Below are 21742 nucleotides of genomic sequence, written 5' to 3'. Positions count from 1 at the left end.
ATTGAAATTAGCGTGATTTGCGCGGTCTTGGGGAGCCAGTGCGGTCTTGGGGGTTCCCCCGGAGACGAAACCTTAGACAGGCTCGCCTTTATGGTTGGTCGGCTATGCAGAAAAGGGGTAAAACTTATTGATTAAGGCTCAACTGTCTTACGGTAACTTCTAACCATGAGCAACTGGCGTGGTTTCCCCCATGACCGCGCTGCATCAAGAAACGAAAATAAATGTTCAGGTAATATCTGCTAAACTAGTAGATGTTCAAGTCAAGCAATTAATTGAATTTAACGATGGCTATGAATACCCAACCAACCAAGAATTCAATCAACAAAAACAACGGGTCAACAGACCAGTTGGTGTCAGAAAACGCTGACTTGAGAAGTCTAACGGATCAGGAACTAAAACTAACCGATGACGACCTTGAACTAACCGATGACAACCTTGAAGAAGCAGTTGGTGGATTCTTTAATCCTTCCGCTATACACTAAGCATTGTATTTCTAGAAGGTAAGCTAATGGGCTACGCCCACGCTGCTTGAGGTGCCGTCAGCCTTTGGCCAACCTAGGCGAATGGTCAGGCTACTGATCTTTGAATCAGGACTTACGCACAGAATCCATGGGTAGGGTGGGCAAAACATTGCCCACCCTACAGGTAGCGTTAAATTGAGAGATTTGCGTAAGTCCTATGAATAAGCGCACCTCTGCAGTCTTGGGCAGGCAGTGCCGACCTGCGGGGGTCTCCCCCACAAGCGACTGCCGTGGTTCCCTCCACTCGCGCTTTGCATCAAGAAACGAAAAAACTTGTTCAGGTAATCTCTGCTAAACTAGTAGATGTTCAAGTCAAGCAATTAATTGAATTTAACGATGGCTATGAATACCCAACCAACCAAGAATTCAATCAACAAAAACAACGGGTCAACAGACCAGTTGGTGTCAGAAAACGCTGACTTGAGAAGTCTAACGGATCAGGAACTAAAACTAACCGATGACGACCTTGAACTAACCGATGACAACCTTGAAGAAGCAGTTGGTGGATTCTTTAATCCTCCCGCTTTCTAGAAGGTAAGCTAATGGGCTACGCCCACGCTGCTTGAGGTGCCGTCAGCTGTTGGCCACCCTAGGCCAATGGTGAGCCTAATGTTTGCGCAGCGTGGGCATAGCGCAATCGGTGATGCGCGAATAAGCGATGCAGCAAGGGAACAGGGGAGGCAGTTCCCCAAACTTTCAATTATCATTAATCTTCAACTCTTATCTCCCAAATGATGTTTATTTTAAGCTAACCGCTGACAGCATTAGGCTGAATGATTACGTTTAATTAATTATCATGTCTGCAATAGCAAAGTGAGGCAGGGTAGGCTCTTTACATACAGCCTACCCTGCTTTGTATTAGAATTATCATTAATTATGATTATCACCTGAGTTCGACATCAGCAACTTTATCCAGGATATTTTCCAGTTAATTAGGGCTCTAAGGAACTTGCTGTGTAAAAATTTCATGAAATAATTATAAATATTTATCACTGTATTAATAAATATTTCTTTACCAATCCGTGTAGGAATTGTGAGAATTTTTGTTCCCTTTTCCCTACTCCCGTCTTGATGCAAAGCGCGAGTGGGGGAAACCCCCGCAGGTCGGCGCTGCATCGCTACTCCCTACTCCCTGTTCCCAGATCCGCTGTTCCCTGTTCCCTTTGGTATTATACTCAAACCCTTACTGCTCCCTGGTCTGTCGTCCTCACAATTAAGTTTAATTTTGTCCGACTACTTACAATGATGGCATCCTTGTAAGGATATAGGTCTTATTGAAAACTATTTATCTTTATTTTACCATAATTATATCAAATTATTACCCCACATTATTTTTGGAATCCTTGTCTCCGCGTCAGGTAATCTCTGCTAAACTAGTAGATATTGAAGTCAAGCAATTAATTGAATTTAACGATGGCTATGAATACCGAAGTAACCAATAATTTAATTAAAAAAAACAACGAGTTAACAGACCATTTGGGGTCAGAAAACGCTGACTTTGAAAGTCTAACGAATCAGGAAAAACAACTAACATATGACGATCTGGAACTAACGGATGACAACCTTGAAGAAGTAGTTGGTGGCAAAAGATTCTTTGTCCCTTCAGCTTAATCATCAGCATTGAATCCCATGGCTCCATGTATTTCTCTAAGGTCTATTAATCCCCCGAGGTAGACTTAGACATAGACACTTTGCCTTCTACAGTTTAATTAATTATTACCTCGGCAATATAAAAATTTTGTAGGGTAGTCTCTTTGCATAAAGGCTATCCTGCTTTTTATTATAATTATGATTAATGATTATAATAAAATGAGTTTTATATAACTAACTTTATTCAATATTAATGAGCCAGTATTTATAATAATTGTTTTGGCAATTTTTTTGGCAATTAATCAGAGTTTTATCAACCCTAAATAAGGAAAAGAGCTGGATTTATATCAGAACAATACTATCCGAAATTACCGATCATTGAAGCCCAAGGCTGGATCATTAATGACCAGGAAATTATGGAGTTGGTGGCCTATCCTGCCCAAATTAGCTATGGGAGTTAGTTTAATCATCAGGGCTGCTTGTAAGTAGTCGGACAAAATTTAAAGTTAAAGTAAAGTTTAGGTGCGACCCGTGGCGAATTTAATTACGGGTCAAGCGCACCTAAAGCGAAAATGATAGGATAATTTCAGATAATTTTCCGGTCAACTAATTTATACTAACGAAAAGAATAATCAGAGACTATCTGCTAAACTAGTAGAGAATTGAGTCAATTAATCAATAAATTCAACTGCAGGATGACCATGAATACCCAACAAATCAATAATTCACTCAAAAAAAACAACGGGTCAACAGACCAGTTGGTGTCAGACAAGGCTGGCTTTAAAAGTCTAAGGGATCAGGAACTTAAACTAAACGATGACGACCTGGAACTAACTGATGACAACCTTGAAGAAGTAGTTGGCGGTTTTATGCCAGTGGGATTCTTTACTCCTAGTGCTTAATTCTCAGCATTGAATTCCATTTTCCGATGTATTCCTAGAAGGTAAGCATATGCCCTAAGCGCACGCTACTTGAGGTGCTATCAGTCGTTACGTCACAGCCTTGAAGCCTGTGCCACAAAGCATCGGGTGCATCTCATATTTGTAAATATTGCGTAGGGTGCGTTACATACATCCTACCCTGTTTTTGTATATTATTAAAAATAAACGTAGTTGATTTCAAACTTAAAAATAACCGACGTGAAAATTAACGATACGGAGGTGCAATTTTATTTGGATACTAAACTAAAAAAAGAACGTAGACATTTTTGAAAATATACAGGCTTCTATAGGGTTGCACGCTATAGCTTAGCTAAAAGTATTTACGACTACCCCTGATCAACCTATATTCTCCAAGTCCATTCTGTGTGATTTCCACGAGGACAAAACGAAAATAGTGTGCCAGAATTAGGCCGAAGCATCAGTAATATCACGAAAAAAAAAGATTTGTCAGTGATTCCATCACAGTCAAAGTATCTGGATGATTTTTTCACAAAGCTGGTGCATCAAAGACAGACATTGGTCTAGCCCTCTAAGGTACAGGAGCAAGGATGTTATCTTGGTACTCAAAACTCCCTATTGTTTTATTAGCCAGCATCGCTTGGATAGTTGATCACCAGGCGGCTTATGCCCAGATTACCCCCGATCAAACCTTAGGAGTAGAACAGTCCAAGTTCACTCCCCAAGAATTTAGAGACTTAATTGAAGGTGGTGCAATTCGAGGCAGTAATCTGTTCCATAGTTTCCTGGAATTTAATGTTAATGAGGGACAAAACGTTTATTTTGCTAACCCGAATGGTATTGCTAACATTATTACTCGTGTAACAGGCAGCAATATCTCACAAATATTCGGGACTTTGGGGGTACAGGGAACAGCAAATCTTTATTTAATCAATCCCAATGGTATTAACTTTGGCAACAACGCTCGGTTAGATATCCGTGGCTCATTTATCGCTACTACAGCCGATGGCATTAGGTTAGGGGAGCAAGGACTATTTAGTGCTACAGAGCCGGAAAGCAGTAACTTACTGACCATCCAACCTGGTGCTTTCTTTACCAATGCTCTACGTCAACATCAAGCGAGGCAGCGCGGTCTTGGGGGTCCCCCCCATGAGCGACTGCCTCAGATCAGGAATCAGGGAAACTTAGCTGTTGGTGGTGGGCAACGTCTAATCCTATCAGCAGATACCATCACTAGCACCGGTTCTTTGAGAGCACGAGCAGGAAGAGTAGAAGTCAGTGGTTCCCAGATTAGCTTATTAGATAATACGAGGATTAATGTGTCTGGCCCTAACGGTGGGGGGAGCGTTATCATTGGTAACCAAAAAACTAGCCGCACCTTCATTGGTCCTAATGTGGAGATTCGTGCTAATGCGATCGCACAAGGCAATGGCGGTAGAGTAATTATTTCAGGGAATGAGATCACTGGATTTTACGGCAACATCAGGGCTCGTGGTGGGGAAATTTCTGGTAACGGTGGCTATGTAGAAATATCAGGGCAAGAATACCTAACGTTTCGGGGAAATGTGGATACTAGTGCCATCAATGGTTTTGCGGGAACCTTATTACTCGATTCCACAGATATCATCATTGCTAATGGTCCTGAACAGGATGCCATAGATGAAATTAATCTTGACATTATAAATAATTCCGACACAGCGGATGCTATTCTAACTACTCCATTAAGTCAGCTTGAGGATGTCGCAGCTACCACTATCTACGAGACCCTAATGGAGGATTTGTCAGAAACTAACAATTTTGTTCTACAAGCAACCAATGATATTGTAATAAACGACTTAGAGGATAACTCCCTAAACTTAACACCAGGGAGTGAACTAATGGTGTTTACTGCTGATGCAGATCGGGATGGGGTAGGGGACTTTCGGATGGAAGATACCTCCTTTGACACCATCCGCACCCATGGACGGAACATTGCTATTTCCGGTGCGAATATCACCGTTGGTAACATTGACACATCAATTCCCCCGGTTGGAGATACCGGACAAGTGCTTGAGACAGCTACAGTTATTAGTGATTCTCCGGCAGTGCCATTTGAGTTCATATTCATATCTGGCGCGATTAGCGAAGAAACGGATGTAGACCTGTACCAAATCTTTCTGACTGGAGGGGGGACTTTTTCGGCTCGCACCACTGAGGGGACAGAGTTAGACACCCAGTTATTCTTGTTTGATGAAGAGGGTATAGGAATTTATGCCAATGATGATGACACCGACTGTGGTGGTTGTGCTCAATCATTTTTACCAGCAGGAACTCCCCTAACCCCAACGGAGCCAGGAATTTACTATCTAGCCATTAGTGGTTTTGGTGTAGAACCAGTCAGTGAGGCAGGAGATATCTTTCCCGATGGAGACGATACAGGGGATTTTACCAGTATTGATGAAGCAGATGAGCTTGGCAGTGAGTCACCTTTGGCAGGTTGGGAAGATAGAAGTGGTTTTGACATCGGTGAATATACCATTGTCCTAACTGGTGTTGAAGCAGACATCTCTACATTTACCGAATTTAATGAATCAGCCCAGATTGCTGATAGTGGCTCCATCTCCCTGAATGCGACCAACGGAACCATTAGGACAAACGATCTCCAGACCATTTCCATTGGTGGTGAGGGAGGAAGTATAACCTTACAAGCAACAGAGGATATTGTTTTTGACGAGAGCTTGGTTAGGACTTACGGTGTCAGGGGCGGTGGGGATCTCACAGTTACCAGTCGTAACTTGTCGATGAATGACGCAGACATCTTAGCGGTTGCGGCACGGACAGGAAATGCTGGAGATGTAACTATCACAGTGACGGATACGGTTGATGTATCCCAAAGTATTTTGTCCACTGGTGTGATCCCAAATGCGACCGGTAATGGGGGATATTTGACTATCGATACCCAGAATCTGATTATACGGGATGGGTCACAGGTAGGCTCTGGAACCTATGGTGATGGGAATGGTGGTACCGTGACAATTCGGGCGACTGAGGTAGATGTGGTGGGAATCGGGGAGGTTGAGTTATTAGTTGAGACGTCAAACAATAACTCATCCTTTAGTGGCTTGTTTACTGATGTCCTACCCAGAGCTACAGGGGACGGAGGAACTATATTGATTGATACAGAACGTCTGAGAGTACGAGAGGGAGCAAGTATCAACACCTCTACTTCTGGTGAGGGTGATGGGGGTTTGATATCGATACAGGCTAAAGAAATAGAGGTGATTGGGACATCACCTGATGGTCAGTTTCGCAGCAACTTAATCGCAGGGGTGAACCGAAGGGCTACGGGAAATGGGGGTAATTTGAGCATAGAAACTGAGCGCTTGACGGTAGAGGATGGAGCAGAATTACGGGCTTCTACTTCGGGTGTTGGTAATGCTGGTAATGTTGAAATTAATGCTACAGATAGGGTTACTCTGTCTGGCTTCAGTCCCGCCCTTGGCTCCTCTAGCGCTATCTCTGCTAACACCGAATCCAGGGCAACTGGGATTGGTGGTGAAATTTTAATTGAAACTCCGACCCTAAGTCTGGATAATGGGGCAGTGATCACCGCTACAAGTCAGACTGATGCTTCAGCTGGTGAAATTAGCTTAGATGTGGACACTCTGGCATTAATCGATGGCGCTCAGATTTTTACGTCTAGCTTCAAGGGTGGTGATGCCGGTAATATTACTATCAATGCTTCTGAGAAGATCACTCTGTCTGGTATAGACCCTACCTACAACGAGCGATTAGCGAGAGTTGGACGAAACAGCGTTGACCCAGATGGGCCAGCTAGTGCGATCGCATCTCGGGCAACCCAAACAGGCAAAGCGGGTTCCCTTAACCTGAATACCAAGACATTTAGCGTTAGCGATCGCGCCTTGGTAACGGTCAGCAGTACAGGTACCGGTGTTGCTGGAACCTTGGACGTCTCTGCTGATACCATCCAGCTCGACAATGGTTTCCTCAATGCTAAAACCTCTGCTGGAGACCAAGGGAATATTACCCTCTCTAATGCCAAACTAATTTTCTTACGGAACAACAGTGAGATAACGACTAATGCCAGGGATACTGCTACTGGTGGCAATATCACTATGACCACTGATTTTTTAGTGACATCAAAGGGTAGTAACATCACTGCCAATGCTATTTTAGGCCGTGGGGGAAATATCACGATTTCGGCCATTGGAATTTTTAGCGATCGCAGTAGTAAGATTACCGCTTCCTCCAAACTTGGTATTGATGGCAGCGTTACTCTCAATACTCCAGAAGTTAACCCCGCCCAAGCCTTAGATAAGCTACCTGTAGATGTAGTGGATACGAGCAATCAAATCATCACCGATTGTGCAGCAAACAGGGGGAATAGTTTTTTAGTTACCGGAAAAGGAGGAATCCCCGCTAACCCAGCTGGGGTGTTGCGGGGTCAAGTGGTGGTACCCGATTTGCGGCTGATGGTTGATCAAGGGACTACACAATTAAGCAATAGAAGAAGAAGCCGGAGTTGGAGGAAAAGGAAATTAGGGTATAACAGCCCAGATCAGGCACAACCAATCACTAAAAAGAAATCACCTATTATTGAAGCCCAAGGATGGATAATTAATCAGAAGGGCATTGTGGAGTTGGTCCCTTATCCTGCCCAAGGTAACTATAGTAGTTGGAATAGTAGTTTGAATTATCCATGTTTTAGGCAGTAGGGAGTAGGGAGTAGGGAGTCGGGAGTCGGGAGTCGGGAGTCGGGAGTCGGGAATCGGGGGAAGAAAAACTTCAGCTAAATCAGCAGGAGCCTCACGCCAGAATCTTTGATTTGGCGTGAGAGGTTAGAATTTACCGCAAGAATAGTGGAGCCTTTATGGTTGGCAGGCTATGGGAAAAGGGTAAAAACTTATTGATTAGCGTGATTTGCGCGGTCTTGGGGAGGCAGCGCGGTCTTGGGGGTTCCCCCCATGAGCGACTGCCGTGGTTTCCCCCATGAGCGACTGCATCAAGACAAGGCTCCACTATTCTAAGGCGCGCGTCTCCGGAATGCGCGGCTGTGGAATGAAATGTAGCAGCCAAATATTAATCAGGTGAAACCTGAGACTCGATATACTTCCGGAGAGTGGAAATAGTAACGCCACCACAAGATGCAATGAAATACGAGTTATTCCATAAAACATCTTTCCAATAAAACTGATTAATTCGTTCCTGGAATTCACTTCGTAGTCTGCGACTTGTAACGGTTTTGAGATTATTGATGAACTTGGTTAACTCCATTTGTGGGAAGTATTGAAACAGTAGGTGAACGTGATCCTCCTCGCCATTGAATTCAATCAACTTGCAGTCCCACTTTTGGCAAAGGTCTTCTACTATCTCTCCTAGCCTTTGCAGCATCTTTGCGTTAAACACCTTACGACGATACTTAGAAGTTAAAACCAAGTGAGCCTTCATGTCACTTACTGATCTTCCTTTTGAGAGGAAATCATCTTTCATGACAACAATCCTAAAACTTGTGATACAATTAGTGTAGCCGAAATAGACATCACTAAGTCAGAAAGTGAAATACACCTACCAGTACAAGGCACTCCCAACCACCGAGCAGAAGCTAGAGCTTAATCTTTGGCTGCGGATTTGCCAGTACTGGTACAACCGGCAGTTAGGGGACAGATTTGACTGGTGGGATAACAATCGATCACCAGTCAATGCTTGTCCGTTGCTTGTATCGCTGCCTAAGTTGCGAGACAGGCCAAATTATTACAATCAAAAAAAATACCTACCAAACCTCAAAAAAAAGTTTGTAACGGTTGTATGGTCGGGTGAAGAGCTGGACTTTTCGAGAGTTCCAGCAAACACACTGCAAGAAGTTTGCAAACGGGTTGACAAGGCGTTCGAGAGATTCATTGCAGGTGATAATAAAGGAACTCGAAGTGGTAGACCACGATTCAAGTCGCAATCACGCTACCGATCATTTGTTATCGAAGGGGCTGGACTTAAATTACATTCTTGCTCGATTGGTGGCAAGTATTTGTACGTTAAGGTTCCCAAAATTGGGCTGGTCAAGATTCGCTCCCACCGTCACTTACCCGATGGGGCAATTCTCAAACAAGTTCAATTCATCAAGAAAAATGATGGTTGGTTTGTGAACCTGCGACTGGAAGATCCAACTGTTCCAGCGGTGACGCCAGATTCGATTCTGCCAACTTGGGAGAATTCACTCGGGATGGATGCCGTTCTACATGAGGATGATTACCTTGCTACATCGGAAGGCGTAAAACTTCCATCGCGCAAAGTCCTACGAAAAAGCCAGCACAAACTAACCCGAATCTCTCAAAAAAAGAACGCTCGAAAACGGGGTTCTAGAGCGCGCCGCAAACTGGCAAGACGAGAAGGACGTCAACACCAAAAGATAGCAAGGTGTCGTAAAGACTTCCAATACAAAACAGCTCACGAATTATTGAGAACCGGTAAAAAAGTTTTCTTTCATGAAAACCTCAATCTTAAAGGTCTTACGAGGCGCAATGCACCCAAGCAAGACAAGACGGGTTCCTTCATTCCAAATGGTCAATCGGCTAAATCTGGGCTTAATTTGAGTTGGGCAGATGCCGCTTTTGGTCAATTCTTTCAAATCCTCGGACACATAGCTGAAAAAGCTGGAGCCTCTGTGATTGCGAAGAATCCTGCCTATACATCTCAACTGCTTGCGTATCGGGTGATGGTGATTTTTACTAATACCAGTATTCGCGAATATTGGGATGACATTGAAACCATGCAGGTTGATAGAGACATTAACGCCGCTATCAATATCATCATAGTGGGGCTGGACGTGTTCCCCACTATAAAACGCTCCCAAGGTAAAGTTGTAGTAGTTGGTTCTACTACAGATGATACCTCTAAGGAAGTTCTACACATTCTTCGGAGTGTCTGAGAAGCCTACACTGTAATCTACGATTCAGTGTAGGAGCGTCACTTTAAGCATACTAACTATAGCGAGCGTTTATCATAGCTATGAGGTACACATAATTTTTTACCTCTTGCCTCTTGATTTTTGACTGCTCCCTGCTCCCTGCTCCCTGCTCCCTGCTCCCTGTTCCCTGTTCCCTGTTCCCTGTTCCCTGTTCCCGACAACTGCCGCGAAGTCTACTAACTAGATAGAAAACCTTCCACCTCAGCTAATGTAGGTTGAGCTGCGATCGCACCAGGCTTGAGAGTGGTCAGTGCCCCTACTGCACTGGCATAGGTAACCACATCTTTGGCAACGGTTGGATCACTCAGACTGGACCAGTCACGGTGGCATAGTTGATAAATAATGCCACCAGTAAAGCCATCTCCGGCACCGGTTGTATCCTGGACTGCTACAGAAAATGCTGGTAATTTCCCTTCGTTTCCTCCCAGATAGTAGGCGCAGCCTCGTTCCCCTGCTGTGACTAATACTCCTTTGACTTTATCCAACCGTTGTGCGATCGCTTTTGGATCAGCAGTGCCAAACAAAAACTCTCCCTCCTCATCAGTGAGTTTTAGGAAGTCCGCTTGCTGGATCATGTCTTGAATGATTTCAATCGCTTTGTTGGCATCATTCCAAAAGACCGGTCGCCAGTTCACATCTATAAAGATAGAGACCTGGTGTTGTTGTGCCAACTTAACCGCTTGGTTAATTGCTGCCTTACTGTCTCGATAGGCTAATTCCAGAGTCCCCAATACCAGAAACTTAGCTTCTTTAAATAGTTCAGTAGGCAAGTGATCGGCTTGAAGTCGTGTATCAGCGAATTCTGTGGTATCGATATCACCAAATCCAGCAAAACTGCGATCGCCTGAGGCATCTCGCACTACATAGACGATCCGTGTGGGAGCTGTACCATGACGCTGTACTCCCGTGCTATCGACACCAACGTCCTTTAACAACTCTACCAGTATCTCTCCTGGCTGATCTTGACCAATACAACCGATAAATGCAGTGGGTATACCCAGCTTTACTAAAGCACAAGCAGTATTCGCTGGTGCGCCACCGGGATAGTCTGTCCAAGACTCCACCTGTTCTAGGGGTTTTCCTGGCTGATTAGACAAACGGTCAAACAACATTTCACCAGCACAGATCACCTGGGGACTTGTCATGAGGGTATTCCTTACCTACCAAACGCAATTGAACAGTGATTCGGGCAGTCTATCGCCCATCTTCTCACAAGGAAGTGGCGCGCAAGTATTTCACCCAAACTGACATCAAATTATACTGTAGGTTATTATTATCTCCCGAGTAATTAATATAACCGGGATTATCGGTATTTTAGTTCCCCTGTTTACACAATAGTTTTAAGCAATAGTTTTAACTCTGGTGGGAAGTAGTTCTATTAGTGGAAATGGCAGGTATTTGATGCGATCACCTACGGTGCCTCTCTGTCCAACGCCGGGAAGTCTGTGACCTGTACCTTAACTCTACCTAGTTTTCCGGAAAACGAATAAAACAAGGAGAAAAGTGGGCAAGCATAACGTCGCCCATTTCTCTCGTTAGGCAAAGTAAGCTATTTGTACTCGTAAATAAAGACGATAAAAATCGATTAATTCAGCGTTTTTATGAACGGAACAGCTAAAAGCGATTGGCCGTAGGCGGGGCACTATACATTACTGGCTTGCAGTGATCATTGATTTTCCTGTCGTCTCTTGTTAACTTTTTGAGGCGACAAAGATAACAAAAGCAATATTTGCCGATGACGATAAAATAGGTATACTTATGAATAAGCGATCGCATTCCCCGTCAATGGTGCGATCGCTGATGCAGTAAACATAATTCACTTAGATTAATCATGACACAATATTTTTCTGATGAAATAGCCGATCGAAGTGAAATCAAACTAGGGGAAGTCCTACTGGACGTTTTCCTGATTCCTTCGACCAAAACGATATTACTTAGTCGAACACAAACATCATCAAGTATCGGAAAGCCCGAAAACTCGTTCTTACAATTTTTAAAAGGCAAATCCCTAGAAGCCTCTCAGTGTAAAGTATTTCAATCCGATAAATGGCAAAAAGTGAAAGGCAGCAATAAAGCAATCGCTGTCACTTTACCTCAAGAAGCTGCTTTGTACTGGAAGTACTGGCTCAAGCGAGGTAACAAGATAGCTGACAACCTGGTGACGGCCTCAATAGTCGAGTCGATCACCAGAAGAGCAGACAAAGCCTTTGGAATAGTTCGAGGAGAAGAGGAATACAACAAGCTCTTTAATGAAAATATGAACCTAAAAGCTGAGGTAATCGACCTTCGCAACAACGACCAATGTTGGAAGCACATTAATCAGGAACTGAATCAGCAACTAGAAGATCTCTCATTAGATATGGCGAACCCAGACATCCTGAAAGAAGAAAATGCCCGTTTAATGCGAATTCTGCGGAAGTACAACATCAACCCCTCAGCACCAGAGAATTACATCTGATCAACTCATTCCATCCACTTTTGCCCCGGCAGTCGCTGGGGTTTTCCATGATTGAGGCGATCACCTTAATCATGGAAAACCCTTGCTGAATCTTACGCCCGGCGTTTTTTGCGATCAAAATCCTTCAAAGATATATGGGGCAAGGGTTTTACGCCCGGCACTTTTGAGGCTTCACCCAATCTGGATCGCAGACACCGACCAATCGGTCGATTACCCTGGTTCTCATCACAAGCAACCCCTAAACCTTTAGGGGTGTATACTTTACACTCACCTTCGGCCAACACAAGAACAAATAAAGGCCAACTAATATTAAGTGCCGTTATCTTTTCGTTATTTACTAACAGTAGTAAAAAAGATAATGATTTGACGTCTTAGTTCCTGTAATCGGACTTAGCAGTATTTCATTTTTCCCTCTAATTCCCTTTAAAATTAACTTTCTATTACTTTTGATTTTGTTGGCAAAAATAACGGGAAGTTAAAGACTGACTGTGATGAGAAGTAGTTCCGCTGTCGGAATCCTGTCAACAGAACAGGGTTGAGTCCTGGAATTAGAATTGGGTCGTGTGTCGGTGACATGCCCAAGTACATGAAGTTGACAGATCTGTTTACACACCTGATGCAAAAAAAAGATCTGATGACTGAGCTTAGAGGGGATAATAAATTAGGGATTACCTTTCCCAAATCATAACAGGACTTATACAAGCACATTATTAGCAATAATGAAGCTAAAACAGATACTTAATCAAATCAAAATAAAAATACCCCGTCCACGAAAAACATCATACCTAGATATCAATAAAATAGCTATTAAACTTTATAAAAACCGTCAAATAACAGGTGTAAAAGGAACTAATCTAGAAGATAGATATCAAGCAGAAAAAATTGCCAACAGTCCCTTAAGGTTAGTATTATTTAAATGTAATCAACCACTTATAAAAATAGAAAAAAAGTTTTTAGAACCAGTTTTAGACTACCTCAACAGATTGGCATTAATAGAAATATTAGGACTAGTCGGTAATTTATCTATTCTTCTAGGCTTGATCATCTTTATCGCTGGGGAAAAAGATCGGCGAAATAGTGAAATTTATCAAGCATGGCAGGTGATTACAGCTGCACATGGCCAAAAAGGCAGTGGTGGTAGAAAAGAAGCTCTAGAGTTTTTAAACTCAAAGCCTAGGCGTACTCCTTGGTTTTGGTTAACCTGGGAGGAACAAAGTTTGAGTGGTTTGGAAGCACCAAAAGCTTACTTGATAGGAATTCAACTTGCTAATGCCGATTTAGGGGGCGCTAATTTACATAATGCTAAGTTAGTCGATGCTAATTTACAGAAGACTAAGTTATTCTATGCTAATTTACAAGAGGCTGATTTAGGAAGAGCTAATTTACAAGAGGCTAAATTATTCCTTGCTAATTTACAAGAGGCTAATCTATTCCTTGCTAATTTACAGGGAGCAGGTCAAACTTGCAGAACAAATGAACTACTTGACAAAATGATGAAATTGATGTTATCTATGTCTGGCTACCTAAAAAATTAAGAATTAATCCCAAAATGACCCCTGAAAAGCAAAAAGAGCTCAACGAGTATCTTCAAGCAATTGCCAAGATTCTTTATGAGGACTCTGATCCGACCAAACTAGACACAATGGCGGGAATAGAAGAAACTGTGAGAGAGAAAACTTTAGATTAGATCACACCAAAAATCGGTTTTTTTTTATCAAAGAAACGACAAAAACCGAGGCCGGAAGACTGAGAACATTAAAGAGTATCATTGGAAAACTACCAATAACCGAAAAGCAAGCCATCCGATTAAATCTCGAAACTAACCAAAGAATAAGTCCCTGTTTAGAGCAGTGTTGTGTTCGAGCAAGCGCCAATGTATCTTATGAGAATGCTGCCAGAGATATTGAATACTATACAGGAATTAAAATCTCAGCCAAAACACAACAAAGGCTAGTACATCGCTATAAATTTCCTGACAATGACTGTAGTAAAGATATTGAAGAAGTGAGTGTAGATGGAGGAAAAGTAAGGTTAAGAACGCCAAAAAAAGGAGAACCTTGTCTCTGGAAAGATTATAAGGCAATCTGTGTGAATAAATCCACGAGAAAAGCTTGGTTTTTAGAAAATGAGGAATTAATAAATTGGGTGAATCAGCAACGGTTATCAAACCCACTGAATTGCCTGGGAGACGGGCATCCTGGGATTTGGAATATTGTTAAACAATTTAATTGTCCAGGAAAAAAACGGGAAATTATTGATTGGTTTCACTTAGTTGAAAATTTACATAAGGTCGGTGGTTCACTGAAAAGATTGAAAAAAGCTAAAAGTTTATTGTGGTTAGGTAACGTTGATGAAACTCTTAACTTGATTTCTGCTTTGACTAAAAAACAAGCCGAAAACTTCTGTAATTATTTACAGAATCATCGAGAGCGTATTATTAACTATAAATACTATCAAGAGAATTCAATTTGTTCCATTGCTTCAGGAGCTGTTGAATCTACAGTTAAACAAATTGACCGACGACTGAAGATTTCTGGAGCACAGTGGAAACCTGAAAATGTGCCTCAAGTTCTCAAACATCGATGTGCTTATCTCAATAACAATCTTTAAGCAGGTTTTCAGTAAAAACACGCTTCATTAACTAACGAGAAAACTCACTCTTATCGGACCTGTGAATTATCCCAAAACTCATGAAATTATTCACAGATTTGGCCTAGTTGAGGGATTATAATAGAACTCGCCCATTAAATTCAACTCTATTCAAAATACTAATAGCACATCGCTCCGCACTTCACAGTGTAGGACATAAGTGCCGATCAACAGTCTCTTTTATGTTTTATTTAGATAAAGCAGACAACAGATAATCTACCTCTAGTACAAATGCTCTGCATAAGTGACATGCTCCCAATTTACAAGAAGCTGATGTAAGTGAAGCTAATTTACAAAAGGCTAATCTATTCCAGGCTAATTTACATAAGGCTCATTTAGAAAGAGCTAATTTACAGGGGGCTAATTTGTTGGAAGCTAATTTACAGAAAGCTAATTTATGGGAAGCTAATTTACAGAAAGCTAATTTAGTCGAGGCTAAGTTACAAAAAGCTAATTTGTTGGAAGCTAATTTACAGAAAGCTGATTTAAGGGGAGCTAATTTACAGAAAGCTAATTTATGGAAAGCTGATTTACAGAAAGCTAATCTATTCCAGGCTAATTTAAAAAATGCAATGTATACAGATGAAAGCACATTGAAAGCTACTTGCCAAAAACTTTATCTAAGATATCCTTGTCCCACCATATTTTCTGAAAATTTTAATCCTAAAACCGCCGAAATGAAACTAATAAAAGAACCTAAAGATATACCCAAAGATATACCCTAGTACAAGTTTAAAACAAAAACAATAGAACAAGTTACAGTTAACACCCAATAGGTCAATAGCTACCACTAACCCCACAACTATCCTAACGACTGGGTTGCCAATACCTCTCAAACCAGTTTTAATCCCCAAAACGGGAGTTATTGGGACTTCCCGTAATATTATTGCGCACTAGTTTTGACTCTGGTGGGAAGTAGTTCTATTAGTGGAAATGCCAGCAAGCGGACTTAACGGAGTTAGCTTTGATAAGTTAAATTAGCAAGGTTAGTAAGGTTAACAGCCGTGACGGAAAAGATAATGGTGGGGACAAGAATCCCGGTACAATGGCAGGAGAAAATTAAGTAGCTATCTTTGAGTACTGAGAAGAAAGAATCAGAATTACTCAGGGAGGCGATCACGCAGTATTTAGATGAGCATGACCCTAACTCGGTGAGGGGTACTTTGGATGAGTATGAGGTGAGGTTGAGGAAGCTTGAGGAGAAGTTGTCGGGGTTAAGTAAGGTGTTTGGGTAGTTTCAGTTTGCCCACCAAAATGTATGTCTTATTTTAGGAGGTTGGAGTGAAAATAAGGTTTTTGGGCTTTATACTGCTGTTCTTAACAGTATTGACCTCTTCGTGTGCAGCGCCGTACAAGGGGGAAATAAACAAAATCATAGAAGTCTTAGACAAGGCAATTGGCACGCTAGACAGAGCATCGTCTGATTGGCAGAAAGTTTTGGAGGAAACGCGAGACGAAATAATCAGTGAGACTCAGTCAACGATTAAAAACGAAATAAACGGAATAATACAAGAGGGAATTGCTAGTGCAGGAGCCGAATTTCGCTGCAACTTTGACTTTGCTAGAGTCAGGGCGCGTTATGAGTTAATCGACTTGAGAAACAGTCTAGCAAGTCAGGTAGGGATACAGCTCATTCCCAGCTCTCGCGAGCCCGAATTATGCCAAGTCAATCCCAGTTCAATCAATTTGTCTTTACCTCCTCAAAGGCGATCCGAACTAAAAATTGCTGGATATGACTTCGATCAAGGGGGACTACAGCTAGTATTAAGGAGCGGTAGCCAAGAAGAAGATGTCAGTGCATATTTAGCAAAACCAACTCATTATCTGCTTACTGTTAATCTGGGCAGCAATGGAATCGGACAAAAAATATCGCCTGTTAGTGACAAACTAATTTTAAGGGCAGACGGCAAAGAAATATCTAGTATCAATATTATTCAGCCAACAAAGCAGCCTCCAAAACCAGATAACAGTGCGTTCATTACCGACCTGTATGTTTCGAGCGAGAGATCATCAGGGAATCGCTGCCCTTCCGGCATGACCTGGATTTCTCAGGACTTAAACCAGGGCTCAGGGGGGAACTACATTTACTTGTGTTACGACCGTGGTGGAACCACTCCAATCACGGACTTGAGGGTGACCAGTAGCGGTTCAGCTGGTAACATTTGTGGTTCCGGTTGGAAGTGGATTAACAAAGACTTAAACAAGGGTGCTAAGGGGGACTATATCTATTTTTGCTACCGGACGGATGGAAACAGCCCCATCAAAGAGATAAAGTTTACTAGTAGATCTTCGGCTGGCAATGTTTGTGGTTCCGGCTGGGAGTGGATTAACAAAGACCTAAACAAGGGTGCTGGGGGAAAATATATATACACTTGCTATCAGAAGTAGGGATCACCTTAGCAAACTACCTATTCCTCTGCCTCTACTCCCAAGGCGACCCACTCCCACCCTTATGCACTCCCAAATCTTGGGAACACAAAAGGTAAGCTTGCCACCCGGACTATCCCGGTACTAGAAGATCTGCGGAAACACTAAGTGATGTTACTTCCAAAAATGGGCGTTATTGGTACTTCAGTTCGCCTCTTTACGCAATAGTTTTAAGCAATAGCTTCATGGATGCAGGTGACTATTATTGGAACTAGTTATGTTGTTAGAATTCAAGCAGCGGAACAGGGTTGAGTCCTGGAATTAGAATTGGGTTGTGTGTCGGGGACATGCCCAAGTACATGAAGTTGACAGGTCTAAGTACGCCATCAAAATGGATTTTTATTGTTTTCCGGAAAGCAATAAGGGAATTTTCTACGAGGTTTAACTGGTTATGATTCAGATATGGGAAAGAATAGAGCAAAAAATACTCCTATCTTTTTTTTTACGCTTTCCGGAAAGCAATCTAAGAGTGGAGATAGGCAAATAAGGCGATCGGCCACGTGACAAGCTCATCTGCACACTAAATACAGAGGTGCCCTAGGGTAAGACCTAGGCATCAACTCTAATATGATCAGAATTAATCCGGAAGACAAATAAGTAATGGTGTAGTACTCATCGTAGCCCTAGTTAATCTGCCCTACTGACTCAGATATGGAACCTCTAGCCATTGCCGCCCTAGCCTTTATCGGTACCAAAGCTGCGGAAACTACAGTAGAAAAGGTCACTGAAACAGCGATAGAAAAAGCTCAGCCCCTGCGCGAGAAGATTATTAATAAGTTAAAGAGTAATCCCACGGCTGAAGCAGCTTTGCTAGGTGCTGAACGAGGTTTAGAAACTGATTTAAAAGTTGTATCTTACTATTTGCAAGAGGCGATGGCAGCTGATTCTCAATTTGCCCAGGAGATTGAAATATTAGCAAGGGAAATCGATAATTTGAACCAAGGGCAAAGGGAAATTTGGCAAGTCTCTGGTGGTGAGGTAAATTACAACAAGGTATCTGGTGGTAATGTAACTTCCAACACTGAAAACAAAGGTCCAGTCATTAAAGGAACTGGTAGTAATCCTACCTTCAACTTTAACAACTACACTAATCCTCCTCAAGATTAGCTGAAGTCGCCTGGAGAGCAGGTTAACCAAATCCCAGTTGCTAATCCTAATAATTTAGCTAGAGTACGCAGTGGAGTAGTCAATTTTGTCGGTCGGAACGAACAACTAAAAGACCTACACCAACAGCTTCAAGAAAAGGAGCGCATTGCTATCACTACTGTGACTGGTATGGCTGGAGTAGGCAAAACTGAACTTGCCATACAGTATGCTCAACGCCAGAAACAGCAATCTACCTATCCCGCTGGTATTTGTTGGATACAGGTACAAGCATCCAATCCGGGAGAACAATTGCTGAGTTTTGCCAAGTCTCAGCTTAATCTTAATCCTCCTGAAGATTGGGAGTTATCAGAGCAGTTAGACTACTGTTGGTCTCGGTGGCCGCCTTTAGATGGTGATGTCCTGTACATTCTGGATGATGTTAGAGACTATGAGGATATTGAAGGCTATCTACCACCTCAGGAATCCCGTTTCAAAGTACTAATAACGACACGTAAATATTGGTTATCAGAGTCCTTTGAACAATTGCGCCTAGAGGTGTTAGATGAGAAAGCAGCCTTGGAGTTGTTAACTTCTTTTATCGGTAAGTCAAGACTGGAAAAAGAATCAAAAGTAGCCTCTCAACTCTGTAACGACCTAGGATACCTACCTCTGGGATTGGAGTTAGTAGGACGTTTCCTCAAAAGACGGTCTGATTGGACCTTGGCCAGGATGGTACAGGAATTGGAGGAAAAGCTAAATGAACTGAAGCCATCGGGAGGAATGACAGCTCAAAGAGGGGTAGAAGCAGCCTTAGCGTTGAGCTGGGAGGAGTTAGACTCTCAAGGCCAGTGGTTGGGATGTTTGTTAAGCCTCTTTGCCTTAGCTCCAATAAAATGGACACTAGTCGAAACCTGTTTATCTATAACTAATACTAGTCAAGACTCTATCCTACAGCGTTGGTTTCCAACATTCTCACGCCTGATTTCATCACTGATTCCTTCAAGAAAGGATAAATCTCTAGAAGTTAGAGATTGGAAAGACGTAATAGAATACAGTTTATTGGGTTTGAATTTAATTCGTGAAACTGAGCAAGAGAATTATCAATTACACCAATTAGTACGTAAATATTTCCGAAGTAAACTCGAACAGATGCCGGAAGGGGAGAAGCTTAAACAGAGTTTCTGTAAGGTAATGGTACTTGAAGCACAGTCTCTCCCTCAAAGTCCCACAAAAGAGCAGGTAGACGGAATAGCACCATCCATACCTCACGTAGCAGAAGCAGCAACAGAACTACAACAATGGTTAGAGGATGAGGATTTAATTTTGTCATTTATTGGATTAGGTAGATTCTATAATGGTCAGGGATTCTACAAACTGGCAGAGCCTTGGTTAAAGCAATGTTTGGAAGTTAGGCAACACCGTTTAGGTCAAAACCACCCAGATGTAGCAACCAGCCTCAACAACCTGGCAAGACTGTACGATAACCAGGGTAGGTACTCAGAAGCCGAACCCCTCTACCTACAAGCCTTAGACCTTTTTAAACAGCTACTGGGTCAAAACCACCCAGATGTAGCATCCAGCCTCAACAACCTGGCAAGACTGTACGATAACCAGGGTAGGTACTCAGAAGCCGAACCCCTCTACCTACAAGCCTTAGACCTTTTTAAACAGCTACTGGGTCAAAACCACCCAGATGTAGCAACCAGCCTCAACAACCTGGCAGGACTGTACAGAAACCAGGGTAGGTACTCAGAAGCCGAACCCCTCTACCTACAAGCCTTAGACCTTTTTAAACAGCTACTGGGTCAAAACCACCCATATGTAGCAACCAGCCTCAACAACCTGGCAGGACTGTACAGAAACCAGGGTAGGTACTCAGAAGCCGAACCCCTCTACCTACAAGCCTTAGACCTTTTTAAACAGCTACTGGGTCAAAACCACCCAGATGTAGCAACCAGCCTCAACAACCTGGCAGGACTGTACTCTAACCAGGGGCGGTACCAAGAAGCCGAACCCCTCTTACAACAAGCACTAGAGCTGAAGAAGCAGCTACTAGGTCAAAACCACCCAGATGTAGCATCCAGCCTCAACAACCTGGCAGGACTGTACGATAACCAGGGTAGGTACTCAGAAGCCGAACCCCTCTACCTACAAGCACTAGAGCTGACGAAACAGCTGTTGGGTCAAAACCACCCAGATGTAGCATCCAGCCTCAACAACCTGGCAGGACTGTACTCTAACCAGGGTAGGTACTCAGAAGCCGAACCCCTCTACCTACAAGCACTAGACCTTTTTAAACAGCTACTGGGTCAAAACCACCCAGATGTAGCATCCAGCCTCAACAACCTGGCAGGACTGTACGATAACCAGGGTAGGTACTCAGAAGCCGAACCCCTCTACCTACAAGCACTAGAGCTGACGAAACAGCTGTTGGGTCAAAACCACCCAGATGTAGCAACCAGCCTCAACAACCTGGCAGGACTGTACTATAACCAGGGGCGGTACCAAGAAGCCGAACCCCTCTACCTACAAGCCTTAGACCTTTTTAAACAGCTACTGGGTCAAAACCACCCATATGTAGCAACCAGCCTCAAAAACCTGGCAGGACTGTACTATAACCAGGGTAGGTACTCAGAAGCCGAACCCCTCTACCTACAAGCCTTAGACCTTTTTAAACAGCTACTGGGTCAAAACCACCCAGATGTAGCATCCAGCCTCAACAACCTGGCTTTACTGTACAGAAACCAGGGGCGGTACTCAGAAGCCGAACCCCTCTATCGTCAGGCACTAGAAATAGCCGAGCAGGTATTAGGTAAATTTCATCCCAATACTCTCCAGATCAACCGCAATCTCACAACCCTACAACTTACAGTTCTACAAAAACACGATTAGCCCATTTTCCGCTGGGCACGCTTGGCGAACGCTTCCGGAGCGAATGCGGTTCCTGGGGAACATCGCGATGGTAACAAAAAAGGCTTGTATTACCGTGTTGGGGGATTATCGGTATTTCAGTTCGCCTATCTAAGCAACAATTTTTCCCTAAAACCCAGGAATTTGTAGCTCTTGAAGCAATTTAAACCTACAACCGATCAATCTCATCCATACTCAACCCCGTATATTGGGCAATATCCTGAGCGGGTAACCCTGCGGC

General features: G+C 42.9%; 16 protein-coding genes and 2 pseudogenes. 16 read left to right on the top strand and 2 right to left on the bottom strand.

What is annotated here, in order from left to right; genetic code table 11:
• Positions 1-178: 178 nt before the first annotated feature.
• From BJP34_RS39815 to BJP34_RS14470, 7 genes are all read left to right on the top strand, one after another.
• The gene (locus tag BJP34_RS39815; RefSeq protein ID WP_149030983.1) at positions 179-367 is read left to right on the top strand and encodes a hypothetical protein; all 189 of its coding nucleotides are present in this window, start codon (positions 179-181) and stop codon (positions 365-367) included.
• The gene (locus BJP34_RS48885; protein ID WP_267876570.1) at positions 351-482 is read left to right on the top strand and encodes a hypothetical protein; all 132 of its coding nucleotides are present in this window, start codon (positions 351-353) and stop codon (positions 480-482) included. Before BJP34_RS39815 ends, BJP34_RS48885 begins: the two co-directional genes overlap by 17 nt.
• Before the next feature lie 375 nt (positions 483-857).
• Positions 858-1052, top strand: coding sequence for a hypothetical protein (locus BJP34_RS43290; protein ID WP_070392960.1), 195 nt, complete (start codon positions 858-860; stop codon positions 1050-1052).
• 540 nt (positions 1053-1592) lie between these two features.
• The gene (locus tag BJP34_RS39805) at positions 1593-1781 is read left to right on the top strand and encodes a hypothetical protein (protein ID WP_149030981.1); all 189 of its coding nucleotides are present in this window, start codon (positions 1593-1595) and stop codon (positions 1779-1781) included.
• Positions 1782-1934: 153 nt separating this feature from the next.
• Positions 1935-2132: a hypothetical protein gene (locus tag BJP34_RS14480; protein ID WP_070392958.1), complete on the top strand. Its 198-nt coding sequence runs from the start codon at positions 1935-1937 to the stop codon at positions 2130-2132.
• A 680-nt stretch (positions 2133-2812) separates the two neighbouring features.
• Complete coding sequence (locus BJP34_RS14475; protein WP_070392957.1) at positions 2813-3013, top strand: hypothetical protein; 201 nt, start codon at positions 2813-2815, stop codon at positions 3011-3013.
• 587 nt (positions 3014-3600) lie between these two features.
• Entirely contained in the window at positions 3601-7725 is a 4125-nt protein-coding gene (locus BJP34_RS14470) for a filamentous hemagglutinin N-terminal domain-containing protein (RefSeq protein ID WP_070392956.1), read from the top strand.
• A gap of 364 nt (positions 7726-8089) precedes the next feature.
• Here BJP34_RS14470 and tnpA read toward each other — a convergent pair whose 3' ends face one another.
• Positions 8090-8500 (bottom strand): IS200/IS605 family transposase, encoded by a 411-nt coding sequence (gene tnpA, locus BJP34_RS14465; RefSeq protein ID WP_070392955.1) that lies wholly within the window; start codon positions 8498-8500, stop codon positions 8090-8092.
• A 64-nt stretch (positions 8501-8564) separates the two neighbouring features.
• Between tnpA and BJP34_RS14460 the strand changes: the two genes are divergently transcribed.
• Positions 8565-9932: an RNA-guided endonuclease InsQ/TnpB family protein gene (locus BJP34_RS14460; RefSeq protein WP_070392954.1), complete on the top strand. Its 1368-nt coding sequence runs from the start codon at positions 8565-8567 to the stop codon at positions 9930-9932.
• 215 nt (positions 9933-10147) lie between these two features.
• On the opposite strand, the gene BJP34_RS14455 is transcribed toward BJP34_RS14460, so the two are convergent.
• Positions 10148-11116: a carbohydrate kinase family protein gene (locus BJP34_RS14455; RefSeq protein ID WP_070392953.1), complete on the bottom strand. Its 969-nt coding sequence runs from the start codon at positions 11114-11116 to the stop codon at positions 10148-10150.
• Between the two features lie 686 nt (positions 11117-11802).
• On the opposite strand from BJP34_RS14455, the gene BJP34_RS14450 reads away from it, so the two are divergent.
• The 8 genes and pseudogenes from BJP34_RS14450 to BJP34_RS14415 all read left to right on the top strand — a co-directional run bounded on the left by BJP34_RS14450 (position 11803) and on the right by BJP34_RS14415 (position 21483).
• Positions 11803-12429 (top strand): hypothetical protein, encoded by a 627-nt coding sequence (locus BJP34_RS14450; protein ID WP_070392952.1) that lies wholly within the window; start codon positions 11803-11805, stop codon positions 12427-12429.
• Positions 12430-13148: 719 nt separating this feature from the next.
• Positions 13149-13964 carry a pentapeptide repeat-containing protein gene (locus BJP34_RS14445; RefSeq protein WP_070392951.1) on the top strand — a complete coding sequence of 272 codons (816 nt, stop codon included), beginning with the start codon at positions 13149-13151 and terminating at the stop codon, positions 13962-13964.
• Positions 13965-13978: 14 nt separating this feature from the next.
• A pseudogene (locus BJP34_RS14435) lies at positions 13979-15039 on the top strand (ISKra4 family transposase).
• Between the two features lie 308 nt (positions 15040-15347).
• Positions 15348-15434: pseudogene (locus tag BJP34_RS50435) on the top strand (pentapeptide repeat-containing protein); the annotation flags it as partial.
• 12 nt (positions 15435-15446) lie between these two features.
• Positions 15447-15803, top strand: a complete 357-nt coding sequence (locus BJP34_RS48880; RefSeq protein ID WP_202972097.1) for a pentapeptide repeat-containing protein — start codon at positions 15447-15449, stop codon at positions 15801-15803.
• A 601-nt stretch (positions 15804-16404) separates the two neighbouring features.
• The gene (locus BJP34_RS14425) at positions 16405-17466 is read left to right on the top strand and encodes a hypothetical protein (RefSeq protein ID WP_158517211.1); all 1062 of its coding nucleotides are present in this window, start codon (positions 16405-16407) and stop codon (positions 17464-17466) included.
• Positions 17467-18156: 690 nt separating this feature from the next.
• The gene (locus BJP34_RS14420) at positions 18157-18612 is read left to right on the top strand and encodes a hypothetical protein (RefSeq protein WP_070392948.1); all 456 of its coding nucleotides are present in this window, start codon (positions 18157-18159) and stop codon (positions 18610-18612) included.
• Positions 18613-21483 carry a tetratricopeptide repeat protein gene (locus BJP34_RS14415; protein WP_083305170.1) on the top strand — a complete coding sequence of 957 codons (2871 nt, stop codon included), beginning with the start codon at positions 18613-18615 and terminating at the stop codon, positions 21481-21483.
• The last annotated feature ends 259 nt before the right edge of the window (positions 21484-21742 follow it).

The sequence above is a fragment of the Moorena producens PAL-8-15-08-1 genome (assembly GCF_001767235.1).
Lineage (GTDB): Bacteria > Cyanobacteriota > Cyanobacteriia > Cyanobacteriales > Coleofasciculaceae > Moorena > Moorena producens_A.
Note: the sequence above shows the minus strand (reverse complement) of the source record. Positions and strands in the feature narration are given on the sequence as shown.